The following is a 14,434-nucleotide window of genomic DNA, read 5'->3' as shown; positions in this document are numbered from 1 at the left end:
GTGGCGCACGCCGAGCACGCGCGAGACGGCCGCCTCGATCTGCGCGGCAGCGAGGCCTGCGCCGCGCGAGCCGTCCGTGCCGGGTTCGCCCGCGCCTTGCCCCGCCACCACGCGGCGCAGCGCGATGTCGCCGGTCGCGGGGTTCACGTCGATGTCGACGACCCAGGCCGTCCAGTCGGGGCGCGTATCGACCGGGCGCGTCGCGCCCGAAGCTTCGTTGTCTGAAATATCGGCGACGGCCAGGCTGTCGCCCGACGTCGCCCGCCGCTGCCCGTCGAACGCGAACCCGCGCCCGCTCAGCCAGGGCGAGGCCGGCAACGCCGCGGCCGCCGCCGGCGCATGCCATTGCGCGCGCTCGGTCACCATGCGGATCACCGCGTGCGCGCCGGCATCGCCGACCGGATCGAGATGACGCAGGCGCAACTCGACCGGATCGACCTGCAACTCGGTCGCGCATTCGTCCACGCCCGATTCGCGCGCGAACGCATGCGCATGGGCCGGAATCCGCCGCGCGGGATCTTCGACCTCGACGCGCGCCTCGGCATGACGATAAACGAACGGCAGCGCCTCACCCGGCGCCGATGCGCCCGCCGCCACCGGGCGCGAACGCCCCTCGCCCTCGGCCGATGCGAGCCGCGCGCGGTATTGCCAGGTGGCGAGCGTGCCGTGCGCCGACAGGCCCGCCTCGACCGACAGCGTCGCGCTCAGCCCGTCGCCGGCCGGCCAGCCGTATTCGGCGCGCCGGTGCGAAGCCAGCGGCAGCGCCCCGCCTTCGTGCGTGCGAGGCGGACGCGGCTCGGCAAGGCTCGCCACGTCGTGCCCGCCCTCGCCTTCGTGTTGCACTGCCGGATCACCGTTCATGGTCGTGTTGCAGATAGCGCGCCGCGCGTTGCACGGCCCGCACGATCTCGAGATGGGTGCCGCAGCGGCACAGATTGAAACGCAGCGCGTCGCGGATCGCTTCGTCGTCGGGGGCGGGATTGCGGTCGAGCAGCGCCTTGGCGCTCATGATCATGCCGTTCAGGCAGTAGCCGCACTGCGCCGCCTGCTCATCGATGAACGCGCGCTGGATCGGATGCAGCGCCTCGGGCGTGCCGAGCCCTTCGAGCGTGACGACCGCGTGGCCGCGGGCCGCGCCGGCCGGCACCACGCACGAGCGCGTGGCCTGGCCGTCCACCAGCACCGTGCAGGCGCCGCATTGGCCGAGGCCGCAACCGTATTTCGGGCCGTTCAGCGCGAAATCGTTGCGCAGCACCAGCAGGAGGGGCGTATCGGGGGCGGCGCCGGGCGCGCTGCGCTCGACGCCGTTGACGCGGAGCGCGAGCGGCCCCGCCGATTGGCCGGAATGCGACATGACTGACCCGATTCAAGACGCCGACGCGCGCGACGGGCGCGAACCGGCAGGCAACTCCGCGCGGCCGGGCCGCGCGATTCCGTTATACCTCGCCGAAATTCCGGCCGGGGCGATGTCGTGGGCCGCCGCCCGCGAGGCGGCAGCCGCGGCGCTCAGCTTGCCACGGTTTCCTTGACGGGCGCCTCGAGCGGCACGTTGAACACGTCGTAGCCGAACACCCAGGCCGGATCCTCGTTGGTGCGCAGCCAGGTGTTGTTGTGCGACACCAGTTGCACCTTCGAGGCGCGCGCGGCGCGGTTCGCCTCGTAGAGCGCGAACGCGTTCGTGTAATCGGACACGCCCACTTCGTCGAGGCAGCGCGCCAGCATCGCCGCATCCTCGATCGCCATCGCCGCGCCCTGCGCCATGTGCGGCTTCATCGGATGGCACGCGTCGCCGAGCAGCACCAGGCGGCCGCGGCTCCAGAGCGGCAGCGGATCGCGTTCGAGCAGCGGCCACTTCGTGATGGACGGCGACACGTCGATCAGATGCTGGATGTCGGGGTGGAAGCCGGCGAACGCCTCGCGCATCTCGTCGCGGCTGCTGTCGACCATCGACACGCCGGCCGGCCACTCGGCTTGCGGCACGCCGGTCACGTAGTAGTACTCGTCGCGCGCTTCCGTCACGTAATACACCATCATGTGGCGGTCGCCCGACCACCACTTCACGCACATGTCGTACGGCTTGTTGTTCAGCAGCGAGGCCGGAAACACGGCGCGATGCGCCACGTAGCCCGTGTAGCGCGGCGGCTCGGCGCCGAGCAGGTGCTCGCGCAGGCGCGAGTTGACGCCGTCCGCGCCGATCGCGATGTCGGCCGTCTCGACCGTGCCGTCGTCGAACGTCAGGCGCACGTCGCTGCCGGTGTCCTCGATCGTCGTCAGCTTCTTGCCGAACACGATCGTGCCCGGCGTGACGGCCTGCGTCATCAGCGCGTGGAAATCGCCGCGATGCACCGTCAGGTAGCTCGCGCCATAGGTTTTCAGCGCGAATTCGCCGAGCGGAATCTGCGACATCACGTCGGCCGTGACGCCGTCGCGGCTGTACCAGAAATCGGGATGCGAACCCATCGCGTTGAGCGCGTCCTCGCAGCCGATCTTGCGCATGATCTTCATGACGTTCGGCCCGAGGTGGATGCCCGCGCCGAGGCGCGAGAACGACGGCGCCTGCTCGTAGAGCTTCACGTCATAGCCGCTGCGTTGCAGCAGCGCGGCGGCGGCGGTGCCGCCGAGGCCGGCGCCCACGATCGCGATACGGGGTTGCTTCATCGGAATCTCCTGTTCTGAGTGGCCGGCGGCAGAACCGCCCCGGCAGCGGATGGGTTAGCGTTAAATCAAGCGTACACACTGCAAAATATTCGCACAAGCGAAAATTTTCAGGCACTGCCATGCAGCATATCCCGCACCAATAATGCACATCAATGCTGCATACAAGGGATTTCCCGGGGGGTACGGGGCTTTTTTGAGACGTTGTTAAATTCGAATGTACACGCTAGACTTTGCTGCACATTCGGCGGCCGCCCCCGCGGCGGCGCCGCTCATTGCCAAGGAGCCAAGATGACCCGAACCTTCCGCATCGGCCAGATCGTGCCGAGCTCGAACACCACGATGGAAACCGAAATCCCCGCGATGCTGCGGCTGCGCGAATCGATCCGCCCCGAGCGCTTCACGTTCCATTCGAGCCGGATGCGCATGAAGAAGGTGGTCAAGGAAGAACTGGCCGCGATGGATGCCGAATCGGATCGCTGCGCCGTCGAACTGAGCGACGCGCGCGTGGACGTGCTCGGCTACGCCTGCCTGGTCGCGATCATGGCCATGGGGCACGGCTATCACCGCGTCTCGCAGGAACGCCTGACGCGCCACACCGCCGAGAACGGCGCGCAGGCGCCGGTGCTGACCAGCGCGGGCGCGCTGGTCGACGCGCTGAAGGTGATCGGCGCGAAGAAGATCGTGGTGGTGGCGCCGTACATGAAGCCGCTGACCGAACTGGTGGTGGACTACATCCGCAACGAAGGCTACGAGGTGATCGCGTACCGCGCGCTCGAAATCCCCGACAACCTCGACGTGGGCCGCCACGATCCGTCGCGCCTGCCCGAGATCGTCCAGTCGCTGCCCTATCAGGACGCCGATGCGATCGTGCTGTCGGCCTGCGTGCAGATGCCGTCGCTGCCGGCCGTGGCCAAGGTCGAGGCGATGACCGGCAAGCCGGTGATCACGGCCGCGATCGCCACCACCTACTCGATCCTGCGCGAACTCGATCTCGAACCGATCGTGCCGGGCGCCGGCGCGCTGCTGTCGGGCGCCTACTGAACGGAGCCGCGATGACCTCGACCTTCCTGTACGGCGCGAACGCGGATGCCAACGGCATCCGCCAGCACTACCTGCGCTACGGCGGCGCCACCGGCGAGCGCGCCGCGCGAGCGGCCGTGATCCTGATTCCCGGCATCACCAGCCCCGCGATCACCTGGGGCTTCGTCGGCGAGGTGCTCGGCGCGCAATTCGACACCTACGTGCTCGACGTGCGCGGCCGCGGCCTGTCGTCGGCCTCCGACACGCTCGACTACAGCCTCGACGCGCAGGCGCGCGACGTGGCCGCGCTGGCCGCCGCGCTGAAGCTCGAACGCTTCGCGCTGGTCGGCCACTCGATGGGCGCGCGCATCGCCGCGCGCGCCGCGCTGCACATCGAGCGCGGCCTCGACTCGGTGGTGCTGATCGATCCGCCCGTCTCCGGCCCCGGCCGCCGCGCGTATCCGGGCAAGCTGCCGTGGTACGTCGATTCGATGGCGCTGGCGCGCGCCGGCACCGACGCCGAAGGCATGCGCGCGTTCTGCCCCACCTGGACGGAAGACGAACGCCGCCTGCGCGCCGAATGGCTGCACACCTGCGACGAGCGCGCGATCCTGGCCTCCTACGAAGGCTTCCATACCGACGATTTCCATTCGGACGCCGCGCAACTGCGCGTGCCGTCGCTGCTGATCACGGCCGAGCGCGGCGACGTGGTGCGCGACGAGGACGTGGCCGAGCTGCAGCGCGCCACGCCCGCGATGGGCCACGTGCGCGTGCCCGACGCCGGCCACATGATTCCGTGGGACAACGCGGCCGGCTTCTACGCGGCCTTCGGCGATTTCCTCGGCGCGCGGCTCGCCTGAGCGCCCCGCCCGACCTCTTGCAACGGAGCCGACCATGCCGATTAACGACGCCCAACTGATCGACGCGTGGAAACACGTGCTGACGCTGTCCCGCCTCGAAGCGGGCCAGACCGTGACGATCCTGACCAGCACCGCCACCCATCCGCAAACGCTGCAATGCGCGCTGATCGCCACCCAGCAGATGGGGGCGATCGTGAACCGCCTCGACCTGCCGCCCGTGAACGGCGACAAGGCGTTCAGCCGCGATTCGCTGGCCTATCTGGGCACCACGCCGCTCACCGGCAACCGCGCCGCGATCGCCGCGCTGAAGGAAAGCGATCTGGTGCTCGACCTGATGACGCTGCTGTTCTCGCCCGAACAGCACGACATCCTCAAATCGGGCACCAAGATCCTGCTGGCCGTGGAGCCGCCCGAAGTGCTGATGCGCATGGTGCCGACCGAGGCCGACCGCACGCGCGTGCTGGCCGCCGCCGCGAAACTCTCGGCGTCGCGCGAGATGCGCGTCAGCTCGCCGGCCGGCACCGCGCTGGTGTGCCCGCTCGGCGATTTCCCGCCCACCGCCGAATACGGTTTCGTCGACGAACCGGGCCGCTGGGATCACTGGCCGAGCGGCTTCGCGCTGACCTATCCGAACGACCGCACCGCGCACGGCACCATCGTGATCGACCGCGGCGACATCCTGCTGCCGCAGAAGCACTATGTATCCGAGCCGATCGTGCTGACCGTGGAGAACGGCTACGCCACGCGCATCGAAGGCGGCGTGGACGCGGCGCTGCTGCGCGACTACATGGAAACCTTCAACGATCCCGAAGGCTATGCGATCTCGCATATCGGCTGGGGCCTGCAGCCGCGCGCGCGCTGGTCGACGCTCGGCCTGTACGACCGCGAGGCCACCATCGGCATGGACGCGCGCGCGTTCGAGGGCAATTTCCTGTTCTCGCTCGGCCCGAACAACGAAGGCGGCGGCAGCCGCACCACCACCTGCCATATCGACATCCCGCTGCGCCACTGCACCGTCCAGCTCGACGACGCGGTGATGGTGCGCGACGGCCGCGTGCTGTTCCCGGCGGCCTGACCCGACTTATCGAGGATTCCCAAGCATGTCCAGCTCTCTTGAACTGTCGCGCCACGCCGAAAGCGGCGTCTATCGCCAGCAGGGTTTCGGCACGCCGCTCGCGCCGGCCGGCAACGTCGGCCTGCTGATCATCGACCTGGTGGTCGGCTTCGCCGATCCGGCCACGTTCGGCGGCGGCAATATCCCCGCCGCGATCGCGCGCACCGAGCAGGCGCTCGCGATCGCCCGCGCGCGCGGCTGGCCGGTGGCGCACAGCCGGATCGTCTACGCGAACGACGGCAGCGACGACAACGTGTTCTCGCTGAAGGTGCCCGGCATGGCCACGCTGCACGAGGATCACCCGAACAGCCAGATCGTGCCGGAACTGACCCCGGCCGCCGGCGAACTGGTGGTGCGCAAGCAGGTGCCGTCGGCGTTCTTCGGCACGCAGCTCGCGCCGTGGCTCACGCAGCGCGCCGTGCGGACGCTGCTGGTGGCCGGCGCGGTGACCAGCGGCTGCGTGCGGGCCAGCGTGGTGGATGCGATGTCGTTCGGATTCCGTCCTTTCGTGCTGTCCGACTGCGTGGGCGACCGCGCGATCGCGCCGCACGAGGCGAACCTGTTCGACATGGCGCAGAAGTACGCGGCCGTGCTGCCGCTCGACGACGCCATCGCCACGATCGACGCCGCGCAGGCGGCCCAGGCCAAGCACGGTTGACCGGCCGTTTTTGGCCGTCTAGATTGCTGGATGCGGGCGCACGCGCCCGCCGTCTCTCCCCTCTTCAGCGGAACCCGCGCCCGTGAACCGTTCCGAACTGCTCGCCCGCGACGGCTGCCTGGCCGTGATCCGCCGCCCCGCTGCGCCCGTCAAGCCGGCCCCCGGCCAGCCCGGCAGTTTGTCGTCCTACACGCCCGATGTACCGGAAGTGTTCGTCGCCGTGCTCGACGACGGGCGCATTCTCGCGTTCAACGGCCACGTCGATCTCGGCACCGGGATCCGCACCTCGCTCGGCCAGATCGTGGCCGAGGAGCTGGACCTCGCACCGGCCCAGGTCGCGATGCAGCTCGGCCACACCGCCGCGACGCCGAACCAGGGGCCGACCATCGCCAGCGCCACGATCCAGATTTCGGCCACGCCGCTGCGCGCGGCCGCGGCGCAGGCACGGCTCAAGCTGCTCGACCTGGCCGCCGCGCGGCTTGGCGTGCCGCTCGACAACCTGACGACCGACCGCGGCTTCGTATTCGCCGGCAATCCTGACGACGCCGCCGCGCCGCGCCTCGGTTACGCCGAACTCGTGGCCGGCGCGCGCCTCGCGCTCGAACTCGACCTGAAGACGCCCGTCAAGGATCCGGCCACCTATCGCGTGATCGGCCGCTCGGCGCCGCGCGTGGATCTGCCGGCCAAGGCCACCGGCCAGTTGACGTTCGTGCACGACATGCGCGTGCCCGGCATGCTGCACGGCCGCGTGATCCGCCCGCCCTACAGCGGCCTAGACAGCGGCCCGTTCGTCGGCCAATTGCTGGCCGGCATCGAGCGCGAATCGATCGCGCACCTGCCCGGCATCGTGGCGATCGTTGCGCGCGGCGATTTCGTCGGCGTGGTGGCCGAGCGCGAGGAGCAGGCGATCCGCGCGGCGCGCGAATTGCGCGTGCGCTGGCATCCGCTGCCGCCGCTGCCCGCGCTGGACGATCCCGCCGCCGCGATCGCCGCCGCACCGGCCACGCGCCGCCCGCTGCTCGACGAAGGCGACGTCGAGGCCGTGCGCAATCAACCCGACACGATCACGCTGTCGCGCACCTACGTGTGGCCGTATCAGCTTCACGGCTCGATCGGGCCGTCCTGCGCGCTGGCCGACTATCGCGCGCCGGGCGACGGCCGCATCACCGTGTGGTCCGGCACCCAGAACCCGGTGACGCTGCGCTACGACCTCGCCACGCTGGCGGGCCGCGACGAAGCCGACATCGACATCGTGCGGATGGAAGCCGCCGGCTGCTACGGCCGCAACGGCGCCGACGACGTGTGCGGCGACGCGCTGCTGCTGTCGCAGGCGACCGGCCGCCCGGTGCGCGTGCAACTGACGCGCGCCGACGAACATCTGTGGGAACCGAAAGGCACCGGCCAGGTGGTGAACGTGACCGGCACCGTGAGCCGCGACGGCCGCCTGCTCGGCTACGACTTCACCACGCGCTACCCGTCGAACGACGCGCCGCTGCTCGCTTCGCTGCTTACCGGCGCGGTGCCGGCCACGCCGCGCGTGTTCGAGATGGGCGACCGCACGGCCGTGTCGCCGTATGAAAGCCCGAACCGCCGTTTCGTCTGCGAGGATCTCGCGCCGCTGGTGCGCTCGTCGTGGTTTCGCGGCGTGTCCGCGCTGCCGAACGCATTCGCCCACGATTCGTTCGCCGACGAATGCGCGGCGCTGGCCGGCGTCGATCCGCTCGAATTCCGTCTGCGCCATCTGTCCGACACGCGCGCGGCTGAGCTGCTGCAGGCGATCGCGACGCGCGCGGGCTGGGTGGCGCGCCCGCGCACGGCGGCGCCGTCCAGCGAGCGCGTGGTGCACGGGCGCGGCATCGCCTATGCGCGCTACGTGCACAGCCGCTTCCCCGGCTTCGGCGCGGCGTGGTCGGCCTGGATCGTCGATCTGACGGTGAACCGCATGACGGGCGAGGTGCGCGTGACGCGCATCACGGTCGGTCAGGACACCGGAACGATGATCAACCCCGACGGCGTGCGCCATCAGATCCACGGCAACGTGATCCAGGTGTTGAGCCGCTCGCTGAAGGAGCGTGTGCGCTTTGTCGACGGCCGGGTGGCGACACGCGAATGGGCCAGCTACCCGATCCTGACGTTCCCCGAACTGCCGGCCGTGGACGTGGTGCTGATGCCGCGCCAGGGCGAGCCGCCGCTCGGCGCGGGCGAATCGGCGTCGGTGCCCGGCCCCGCCGCGCTCGCCAATGCGATCCACGACGCGACCGGCGTGCGCTTCTGCGCACCGCCGTTCAATGCGGAAACGATACGGGAAGGATTGCGCGCGGCGGGACGCCTGATCGAGGCCGAGCCGGCCCCGGCGCGCTGAGAAGACTAAACGCGGTTTATTCCGCGTCGGCCTGCAGCATCTTGTCGAGCAGGTATTGCAGCGCGACGCGCTCGCCCACGTTCAGCGCGCCGTAGGTGCGCTCGGTCACCTGCTTGGCGAACGGCACGGTGCGGTCGATCAGCGCCATGCCCGCTGCCGTGGCGCGCACCATCAGCTTGCGGCCGTCGCTCGGGTCGGGCAGCACCTCGATCAGCGAACGCGCCTTGAGCCGTTCCACCACGCCGCGGATCGTGGCCTGATCGATCGCCGTGGTCTTGACGATGTCGTTCAGCGAGCAGCCCTTCTTTTCCTTCACGGTGCAGAGCGTGACGAACTGCGCCGCGGTCAGGTCGGAATCGGGGATCGCCTCCTGGAAAATCGCGACATGCCGCTGATACGCGCGCCGCAACAGGTGGCCGATCTGGTCGTGAAAGTCATACGAATCTTTGGAGGACGGCATGAACGGCGGCGGCCCGAAGGCGTGGAATCGAAAGACGGCAAGTGTACACCCTCGACTTTTGGATTTTCGGGCAAACCGCCTCGCCACCCCGAATCGATCAAATCGTCGGATAGCGCCCGGCGGCATGCCGTCAGGCACGAAAGATGCATGGTTCACGAGCACATCCATTCATGATGTACACGCTTCATTTTCATGCGTAACCGCACTATCGGAGTGCAGCAGAACGGCCGCTTTCCGCACCCGCCGCACCGTTTCGGCATCGATGAAAACACCTAGTAAAACAGGGCATCCCGCGAGGGACAAGCGATTCCGGAACGGCTTCGGCAGGCGCCCGAAAGGCAGGCAATTTTGTAGTGTGTACGCTCATTAAATGGCGTGATATACAGAATCCGGGCGTCGTCGCGCAAGTGGCCGCGGCGACCGGCTTCCACCCAAACCCGACCTATTCGACCAGGGGCAGTCCCATGTCAACGACTCATCCGAACGCAGCCGTGCAAGCCGATCCGGCGCAGCACGCGGCGCTCTACCGCAAGGTCACGATCCGTCTCGTCACGATCTTCTGTCTCTGCTATTTCGCGGCCTATCTGGATCGCATCAACATCGGCCTCGCCAAGCTGCAGATGCTCGATGCGCTGAAGTTCAGCGACGAGATCTACGGGCTCGGCGCGGGCCTGTTCTTCGCGGGCTATATTCTGTTCGAAGTCCCAAGCAATCTGGTGCTGCAGCGCGTGGGCGCCAAGCTCTGGATCGCGCGGATCATGATCACCTGGGGCATCCTGTCGGGCGCGACGCTGTTCGTGAAGACGCCGATGCAGTTCTATATCGTGCGCTTCCTGCTCGGCGCGGCCGAAGCCGGCTTCCTGCCGGGCGTGCTGCTCTACCTGACGCAGTGGTATCCCGATGCGCGCCGCGCGCGGATCGTCGCGCTGTTCATGGTGGGCCTGCCGCTGTCGAGCATGATCGGCAGCCCGATCTCGGGCTGGATCATGCGCTCGTTCGACGGCCTGCACGGCCTGGGCGGCTGGCAGTGGCTGTTCCTGCTCGAGGCGCTGCCGTCGATCGTGCTCGGCTTCGCCGTGCTGCGCTGGCTGCCGAACTCGATCGAATCCACGCCGTGGCTCGACGCCGCCGAGAAGCAGACGCTGCGCGCGAACCTCGACAGCGATCCGGAAGGCAACAAGAGCCATGCGCTGGCGCGCGCCTTCACCGACCCGAAGGTGTGGGCGCTCGGCATGATCGATCTGTGCGTGCTGCTCGGCCTCTACGCCGTCAGTTTCTGGCTGCCGACCATCCTGCGCGACACCGGCGTGAAGGATGCCTATCAGATCGGCTGGCTGATGGTGATCCCGAACGCGGCGGCCGTGCTGGCCACGCTGTATTGCGGCGCGAGTTCGGACCGCACCCGCGAGCGCCGCTGGCACATCGTCGTGCCGTTCGCCGTGGCGGCCGTGTCGCTGGCGATCGCCGCCTCGTCCTCGCACGGCACGCTGATGACGCTCGTGCTGTTCTCGCTCGTCAACGCCGGCGCGGCCGCGGCCATGCCGGTGGTGTGGTCGCTGCCGTCGATGTTCCTGAAGGGCGCGGCAGCCGCGGGCGGTATCGCGTTCGCCTGCTCGCTGGCGAACCTGGGCGGCTTCGGCAGCACCTACTTCATCGGCTGGCTGCGCGACACGTTCCACTCGCAAAGCGCCGGGCTGTACGGCTTCGCCGTCTGCATGCTGGTGGGCTGCGCGCTGGCGCTCGCCTATCCGAAGCAGCTCGTGAACCGCTGATCAAAAAAAACGGGCGGCGATAATGGCTCGCCGCCCGCAGAACTACCTCTCACTTCAACAACCGATACCACACACACGTACTACACCGTTTCGCTACAGAAACTACAGAAACTACAGAGACGACAGGTACGACGGTACAACGGGGGACTTCGGATACTACGAACAACCCGCATGCTGCTGCGGTACTGCCTCACCACTCACTGCAACTCACTGCGTACTGCCGAGTACCACCTTTCACCGCATGTCGCGCGGCGCATCGAACCCAAACGTTTCGCATAACTGAACGATCGGGGAGCGCCCGCCGCGACGGTTCCGCTTCGCTTACGGATGGGCGTACATCGCGTTCCAGTCCGCCTTCGACACGCCGCGGCCTGCCGGCGCACCGGATTGAACCTGGTTGCTCACGCCACCGTAACCGCTCGTATCGTTGCCGTTCATCGCGGCCACCTTGCGCTCCGCGGCCTGGATGTCGTCCGGGTAGTTCGGATCGGCGCCAGCGCCGGGACGCCAGCCGGCCTTTTCCAGTTGCACCAGTTGGGCGCGCACTTCGGCGCGGGTGACGGGGCCGTTCGACTGGGCCTGGGCAAACGAAGCGACGGGCACGACGAGCGCGGCGGCAACGGCAACAGCTTGAATCAGGTTCTTCATGATCGATACCTCCTGGGTTTGTGCATTCGGTCGACTGTGTTGCTCAACCGATGGACGCAGTGTAGGCCGGTCGATCCCTAGGGTTAACACCTAAATCGTGATTACTGAGTTCCTCGATTCAGAACAATAAAGCGCGAAGCCAGGTGTAATAAGGCTTCCAGCCCGCCCCGCCGATGCCGTTGCGCACGCAAGTCTTTCAAAGCTTTCGAAACGTCACGCGGCAGCGGCCGCGGCCGCCACGCATTCGGCGAACGTCGCCACCGCCGCCGGCCGCTCGCCCGCCGCGCGTTCGACATAGCCGATCTCGCGGGCCGGCACGTCGCCGTCGAGCGGCAGCACCGCCACCGTCTTCGGCATCCGCAACGCCGCCGCCTGCGGCACCAGCGCCACCCCCACCCCGCGCCCGACCAGCTCGACGATCGCCTGCAGTTCGTCGAGCTCCACCACGTCCTGCACGTTGATGCGCAGCTTGCGCAGCCAGCGCTCCACCAGCCGCCCGCCGAACGAATTGCGGTCGTAGCGGATGAACGGCTCGCTCTTGAGCAGCGCGCGCCAATCCTCGTTGCGCTGCGCGCGCGGCGCGATCAGCACGAACGGCTCCTGCGTCAGCGCGCGCCAGCGCAGTTCGGCCGGCAGCGCGAACGGCGGCTTGATCAGCACCGCGCCGTCCACTTCGCCCGAATCGACCTGCGCGAGCAGGTTCAGCGACACGCCCGGCATCACGCGCACGCGCCAGCCCGGCGCGCGCTCGCGGAACAGCGCGATGGCCTGCACCAGCAGCAGCGTTTGCGCCGAGGCGATCGCGCCGATCCGCAGCAGGCCGGTGTCCTGCTCCGCGCCGCCCTCGTTGGCGAGCCGCGCGTAGGCGGCCAGCAATTCCTCGGCGCGCTCCACGGTGCGCCGCCCGGCCGCGTTCAGCGTGGCCGAGCGCCCGGTGCGGTCGAACAGCGCGAAGCCGAGCTCGTCCTCGAGCCGCTGGATCTGCGCGCTGACCGCCGATTGCGTCAGCCCCACCTGCGAACCGGCGCGCGCGAACGTGCCATAGCGCACCACGGAAAGAAAGGTTTTCAGCTCGCGAATCATGGTCGATTGATCAAAAAAATTTGATGTAAGTCACAAAATATATCGTTTTCCAGCGAATTTTGTCATACCTAGACTGTTTCTCATGCCGCGTGACACGGTCTGCGAACACGCAGCCGGCACGCTCCCCACTGGCTCGACACGGAACTCTCCATGAGCAATACGACCCTTTCCCAGCCGCCGTTCCACCTCGCCTTCCCGGTCCACAGCATCGCCAGCGCGCGCGAGTTCTACGGCGACCTGCTGGGCTGCCCCGAAGGCCGCAGCTCGGCCGAGTGGGTGGACTTCAATTTCTACGGACACCAGATCGTCGCCCACCTCGCGCCGGACGAATGCGGCCATCGCCACACCAGCGCCGTGGACGGCGACGCCGTGCCGGTGCGCCACTTCGGCGCCGTGCTGTCGATGGCGCAGTGGGAAGCCGCCGCCGACAAGCTGAAGGCCGCGGGCATGAAGTTCATCATCGAGCCGCACGTGCGCTTCAAGGGCGAAGTGGGCGAGCAGGCCACCATGTTCTTCCTCGATCCGTCGGGCAACGCGCTCGAATTCAAGGCGTTCGCGAACATCGATTCGCTGTTCGCCAAGTAAGCGCGCACGCGGCGGGGGCCGAACGCCCTCGCCGGTTTTCCAACGCATCCGGCCCGCTGCCATGACCCGCCCCACTGACGACGACGCTCGCACCGCCCCGGCCGCCGCCGAGGCGCTGACCGAAGTTCGCTGGACGCTCGCGCCTTCCGGCGAGCGCCTGCTGATGGTCGACCTGCACGCGCCGGACCTGCGCCGCGCCAACCTGGCCGCGCGCCGCGCCGCCGCCGCGATCGCGCAGGCGCGCCTGCCGTTCGTGGTGGACATCGTGCCGGCCATGGCCACGGTCGGCATCCATTACGCGCTCGAACGCGTGCCGTTCAAGCGCGCCGATGCGTCGCCGTACGCGGTGGTGGAACGCCTGATCGGCGCGTGTCTCGACGCGGCCTGGCAAGGCGGCGACGCCGCGGCCGATGCCGCGCGGCAGGCCAACGCGCCGGGCCGCATCGTCGACATTCCGGTGTGCTACGGCGGCCTGCACGGCCCCGATCTGGCGGCCGTCGCGCAATCGTGCGGCGTATCGGAATCCGAACTGATCCGCCTGCACAGCGCGACGCTGGTGGACGTCATGATGCTCGGCTTCGCGCCGGGCCACCCCTATATCGGCCTGTTCGATCCGGCGCTGGCCGTGGCGCGGCGCGCGACGCCGCGCACCTCGGTGGCGTCCGGCTCGGTGGGCCTCGCCAACCGGCAATCGGTGATCTATCCGACCATGCTGCCAGGCGGCTGGAACGTGATCGGCCGCACGCCGCTCACGCTGTTCGACGCCGAGCGCGACGTGCCCTGCCTCGTGGCCGCGGGCGACCGCGTGCGCTTCGTGCCGATCGGCGAGGACGCGTTTCGGGCTGCCAACGAACACGCGCCGAGGAGAGCCGCATGACGATCGAAGTGATCCGCCCCGGCGCGCTGTCGAGCTTCCAGGATCTCGGCCGCACCGGCTACCAGCATCTCGGCGTGCCGGCCAACGGCGCGATGGACGAACACGCGCACCGGCTCGCCAACGCGCTGGTCGGCAACGCGCCCGGCGACGCCACGCTCGAAATCACGCTGACCGGCCCGACGCTGCGCTTTCACCGCGCGGCCGTGATCGCCGTGTGCGGCGCGGATCTCGACGCCTGGCTCGACGAGCAGCCGCTGCCGCGCGACCGCGCCACGGTCGCGCCGGTCGGCAGCACGCTCAGCTTCGAGCGCCGCCGCAGCGGCGTGCGCGCCTATCT

At 68.8% G+C, this 14,434-nt stretch carries 13 protein-coding genes and 2 pseudogenes; 9 read left to right on the top strand and 6 right to left on the bottom strand.

All coding sequences use genetic code 11. The annotated features are described in order from the left end of the window. The 3 genes and pseudogenes from G3N92_RS21840 to G3N92_RS21830 form a co-directional block, all read right to left on the bottom strand. Positions 1-843, bottom strand: a pseudogene (locus G3N92_RS21840) (cytochrome C); the annotation flags it as partial. Positions 844-850: 7 nt separating this feature from the next. After that, entirely contained in the window at positions 851-1,354 is a 504-nt protein-coding gene (locus tag G3N92_RS21835; protein WP_206129664.1) for a (2Fe-2S)-binding protein, read from the bottom strand. A 152-nt stretch (positions 1,355-1,506) separates the two neighbouring features. Further along, entirely contained in the window at positions 1,507-2,658 is a 1,152-nt protein-coding gene (locus tag G3N92_RS21830) for an FAD-dependent monooxygenase (RefSeq protein WP_206129663.1), read from the bottom strand. A 288-nt stretch (positions 2,659-2,946) separates the two neighbouring features. On the opposite strand from G3N92_RS21830, the gene G3N92_RS21825 reads away from it, so the two are divergent. The 5 genes from G3N92_RS21825 (at position 2,947) to G3N92_RS21805 (ending at position 8,672) form a co-directional block, all read left to right on the top strand. Next, complete coding sequence (locus G3N92_RS21825) at positions 2,947-3,699, top strand: Asp/Glu racemase (RefSeq protein WP_206129662.1); 753 nt, start codon at positions 2,947-2,949, stop codon at positions 3,697-3,699. Between the two features lie 11 nt (positions 3,700-3,710). Continuing rightward, a complete protein-coding gene (locus tag G3N92_RS21820; protein WP_206129661.1) occupies positions 3,711-4,538 on the top strand; it encodes an alpha/beta hydrolase in 828 nt (275 codons plus the stop codon). 34 nt (positions 4,539-4,572) lie between these two features. Continuing rightward, positions 4,573-5,613 carry a 2,5-dihydroxypyridine 5,6-dioxygenase gene (locus tag G3N92_RS21815; protein ID WP_206129660.1) on the top strand — a complete coding sequence of 347 codons (1,041 nt, stop codon included), beginning with the start codon at positions 4,573-4,575 and terminating at the stop codon, positions 5,611-5,613. Between the two features lie 25 nt (positions 5,614-5,638). Beyond that, a complete protein-coding gene (locus tag G3N92_RS21810; protein WP_206129659.1) occupies positions 5,639-6,310 on the top strand; it encodes an isochorismatase family protein in 672 nt (223 codons plus the stop codon). 82 nt (positions 6,311-6,392) lie between these two features. Then, a complete protein-coding gene (locus G3N92_RS21805; RefSeq protein WP_206129658.1) occupies positions 6,393-8,672 on the top strand; it encodes a molybdopterin cofactor-binding domain-containing protein in 2,280 nt (759 codons plus the stop codon). A 16-nt stretch (positions 8,673-8,688) separates the two neighbouring features. Here G3N92_RS21805 and G3N92_RS21800 read toward each other — a convergent pair whose 3' ends face one another. Further along, positions 8,689-9,132, bottom strand: a complete 444-nt coding sequence (locus G3N92_RS21800; RefSeq protein WP_206129657.1) for a MarR family winged helix-turn-helix transcriptional regulator — start codon at positions 9,130-9,132, stop codon at positions 8,689-8,691. Positions 9,133-9,596: 464 nt separating this feature from the next. On the opposite strand from G3N92_RS21800, the gene G3N92_RS21795 reads away from it, so the two are divergent. Further along, positions 9,597-10,904 (top strand): MFS transporter, encoded by a 1,308-nt coding sequence (locus tag G3N92_RS21795; RefSeq protein ID WP_206129656.1) that lies wholly within the window; start codon positions 9,597-9,599, stop codon positions 10,902-10,904. 321 nt (positions 10,905-11,225) lie between these two features. On the opposite strand, the gene G3N92_RS21790 is transcribed toward G3N92_RS21795, so the two are convergent. Further along, the gene (locus G3N92_RS21790; RefSeq protein ID WP_206129655.1) at positions 11,226-11,552 is read right to left on the bottom strand and encodes a DUF4148 domain-containing protein; all 327 of its coding nucleotides are present in this window, start codon (positions 11,550-11,552) and stop codon (positions 11,226-11,228) included. Between the two features lie 213 nt (positions 11,553-11,765). After that, on the bottom strand, positions 11,766-12,635 hold the full coding sequence (locus G3N92_RS21785; protein WP_206129654.1) for a LysR family transcriptional regulator: 870 nt from the start codon (positions 12,633-12,635) through the stop codon (positions 11,766-11,768). Between the two features lie 150 nt (positions 12,636-12,785). On the opposite strand from G3N92_RS21785, the gene G3N92_RS21780 reads away from it, so the two are divergent. The 3 genes and pseudogenes from G3N92_RS21780 to G3N92_RS21770 form a co-directional block, all read left to right on the top strand. Continuing rightward, positions 12,786-13,220 (top strand): VOC family protein, encoded by a 435-nt coding sequence (locus G3N92_RS21780; protein WP_206129653.1) that lies wholly within the window; start codon positions 12,786-12,788, stop codon positions 13,218-13,220. 61 nt (positions 13,221-13,281) lie between these two features. Further along, complete coding sequence (pxpB, locus tag G3N92_RS21775) at positions 13,282-14,097, top strand: 5-oxoprolinase subunit PxpB (protein ID WP_206129652.1); 816 nt, start codon at positions 13,282-13,284, stop codon at positions 14,095-14,097. Continuing rightward, positions 14,094-14,434: pseudogene (locus G3N92_RS21770) on the top strand (carboxylase); the annotation flags it as partial. The gene pxpB and the pseudogene G3N92_RS21770, both read left to right, overlap by 4 nt.

This window comes from Burkholderia sp. Ac-20379, from assembly GCF_017104645.1.
In the GTDB taxonomy this organism is placed as follows: domain Bacteria; phylum Pseudomonadota; class Gammaproteobacteria; order Burkholderiales; family Burkholderiaceae; genus Burkholderia.
The sequence above is the reverse complement of the archived record's forward strand: the minus strand, read 5'-3'. Positions and strand labels throughout refer to the sequence as shown.

Coding starts and splice junctions, on each gene's coding strand:
- G3N92_RS21835 (WP_206129664.1), bottom strand. CDS start 1,354: ATGTCGCATTCCGGCCAATCGGCGGGGCCGCTCGCGCTCCGCGTCAAC.
- G3N92_RS21830 (WP_206129663.1), bottom strand. CDS start 2,658: ATGAAGCAACCCCGTATCGCGATCGTGGGCGCCGGCCTCGGCGGCACC.
- G3N92_RS21825 (WP_206129662.1), top strand. CDS start 2,947: ATGACCCGAACCTTCCGCATCGGCCAGATCGTGCCGAGCTCGAACACC.
- G3N92_RS21820 (WP_206129661.1), top strand. CDS start 3,711: ATGACCTCGACCTTCCTGTACGGCGCGAACGCGGATGCCAACGGCATC.
- G3N92_RS21815 (WP_206129660.1), top strand. CDS start 4,573: ATGCCGATTAACGACGCCCAACTGATCGACGCGTGGAAACACGTGCTG.
- G3N92_RS21810 (WP_206129659.1), top strand. CDS start 5,639: ATGTCCAGCTCTCTTGAACTGTCGCGCCACGCCGAAAGCGGCGTCTAT.
- G3N92_RS21800 (WP_206129657.1), bottom strand. CDS start 9,132: ATGCCGTCCTCCAAAGATTCGTATGACTTTCACGACCAGATCGGCCAC.
- G3N92_RS21795 (WP_206129656.1), top strand. CDS start 9,597: ATGTCAACGACTCATCCGAACGCAGCCGTGCAAGCCGATCCGGCGCAG.
- G3N92_RS21790 (WP_206129655.1), bottom strand. CDS start 11,552: ATGAAGAACCTGATTCAAGCTGTTGCCGTTGCCGCCGCGCTCGTCGTG.
- G3N92_RS21785 (WP_206129654.1), bottom strand. CDS start 12,635: ATGATTCGCGAGCTGAAAACCTTTCTTTCCGTGGTGCGCTATGGCACG.
- G3N92_RS21780 (WP_206129653.1), top strand. CDS start 12,786: ATGAGCAATACGACCCTTTCCCAGCCGCCGTTCCACCTCGCCTTCCCG.
- pxpB (WP_206129652.1), top strand. CDS start 13,282: ATGACCCGCCCCACTGACGACGACGCTCGCACCGCCCCGGCCGCCGCC.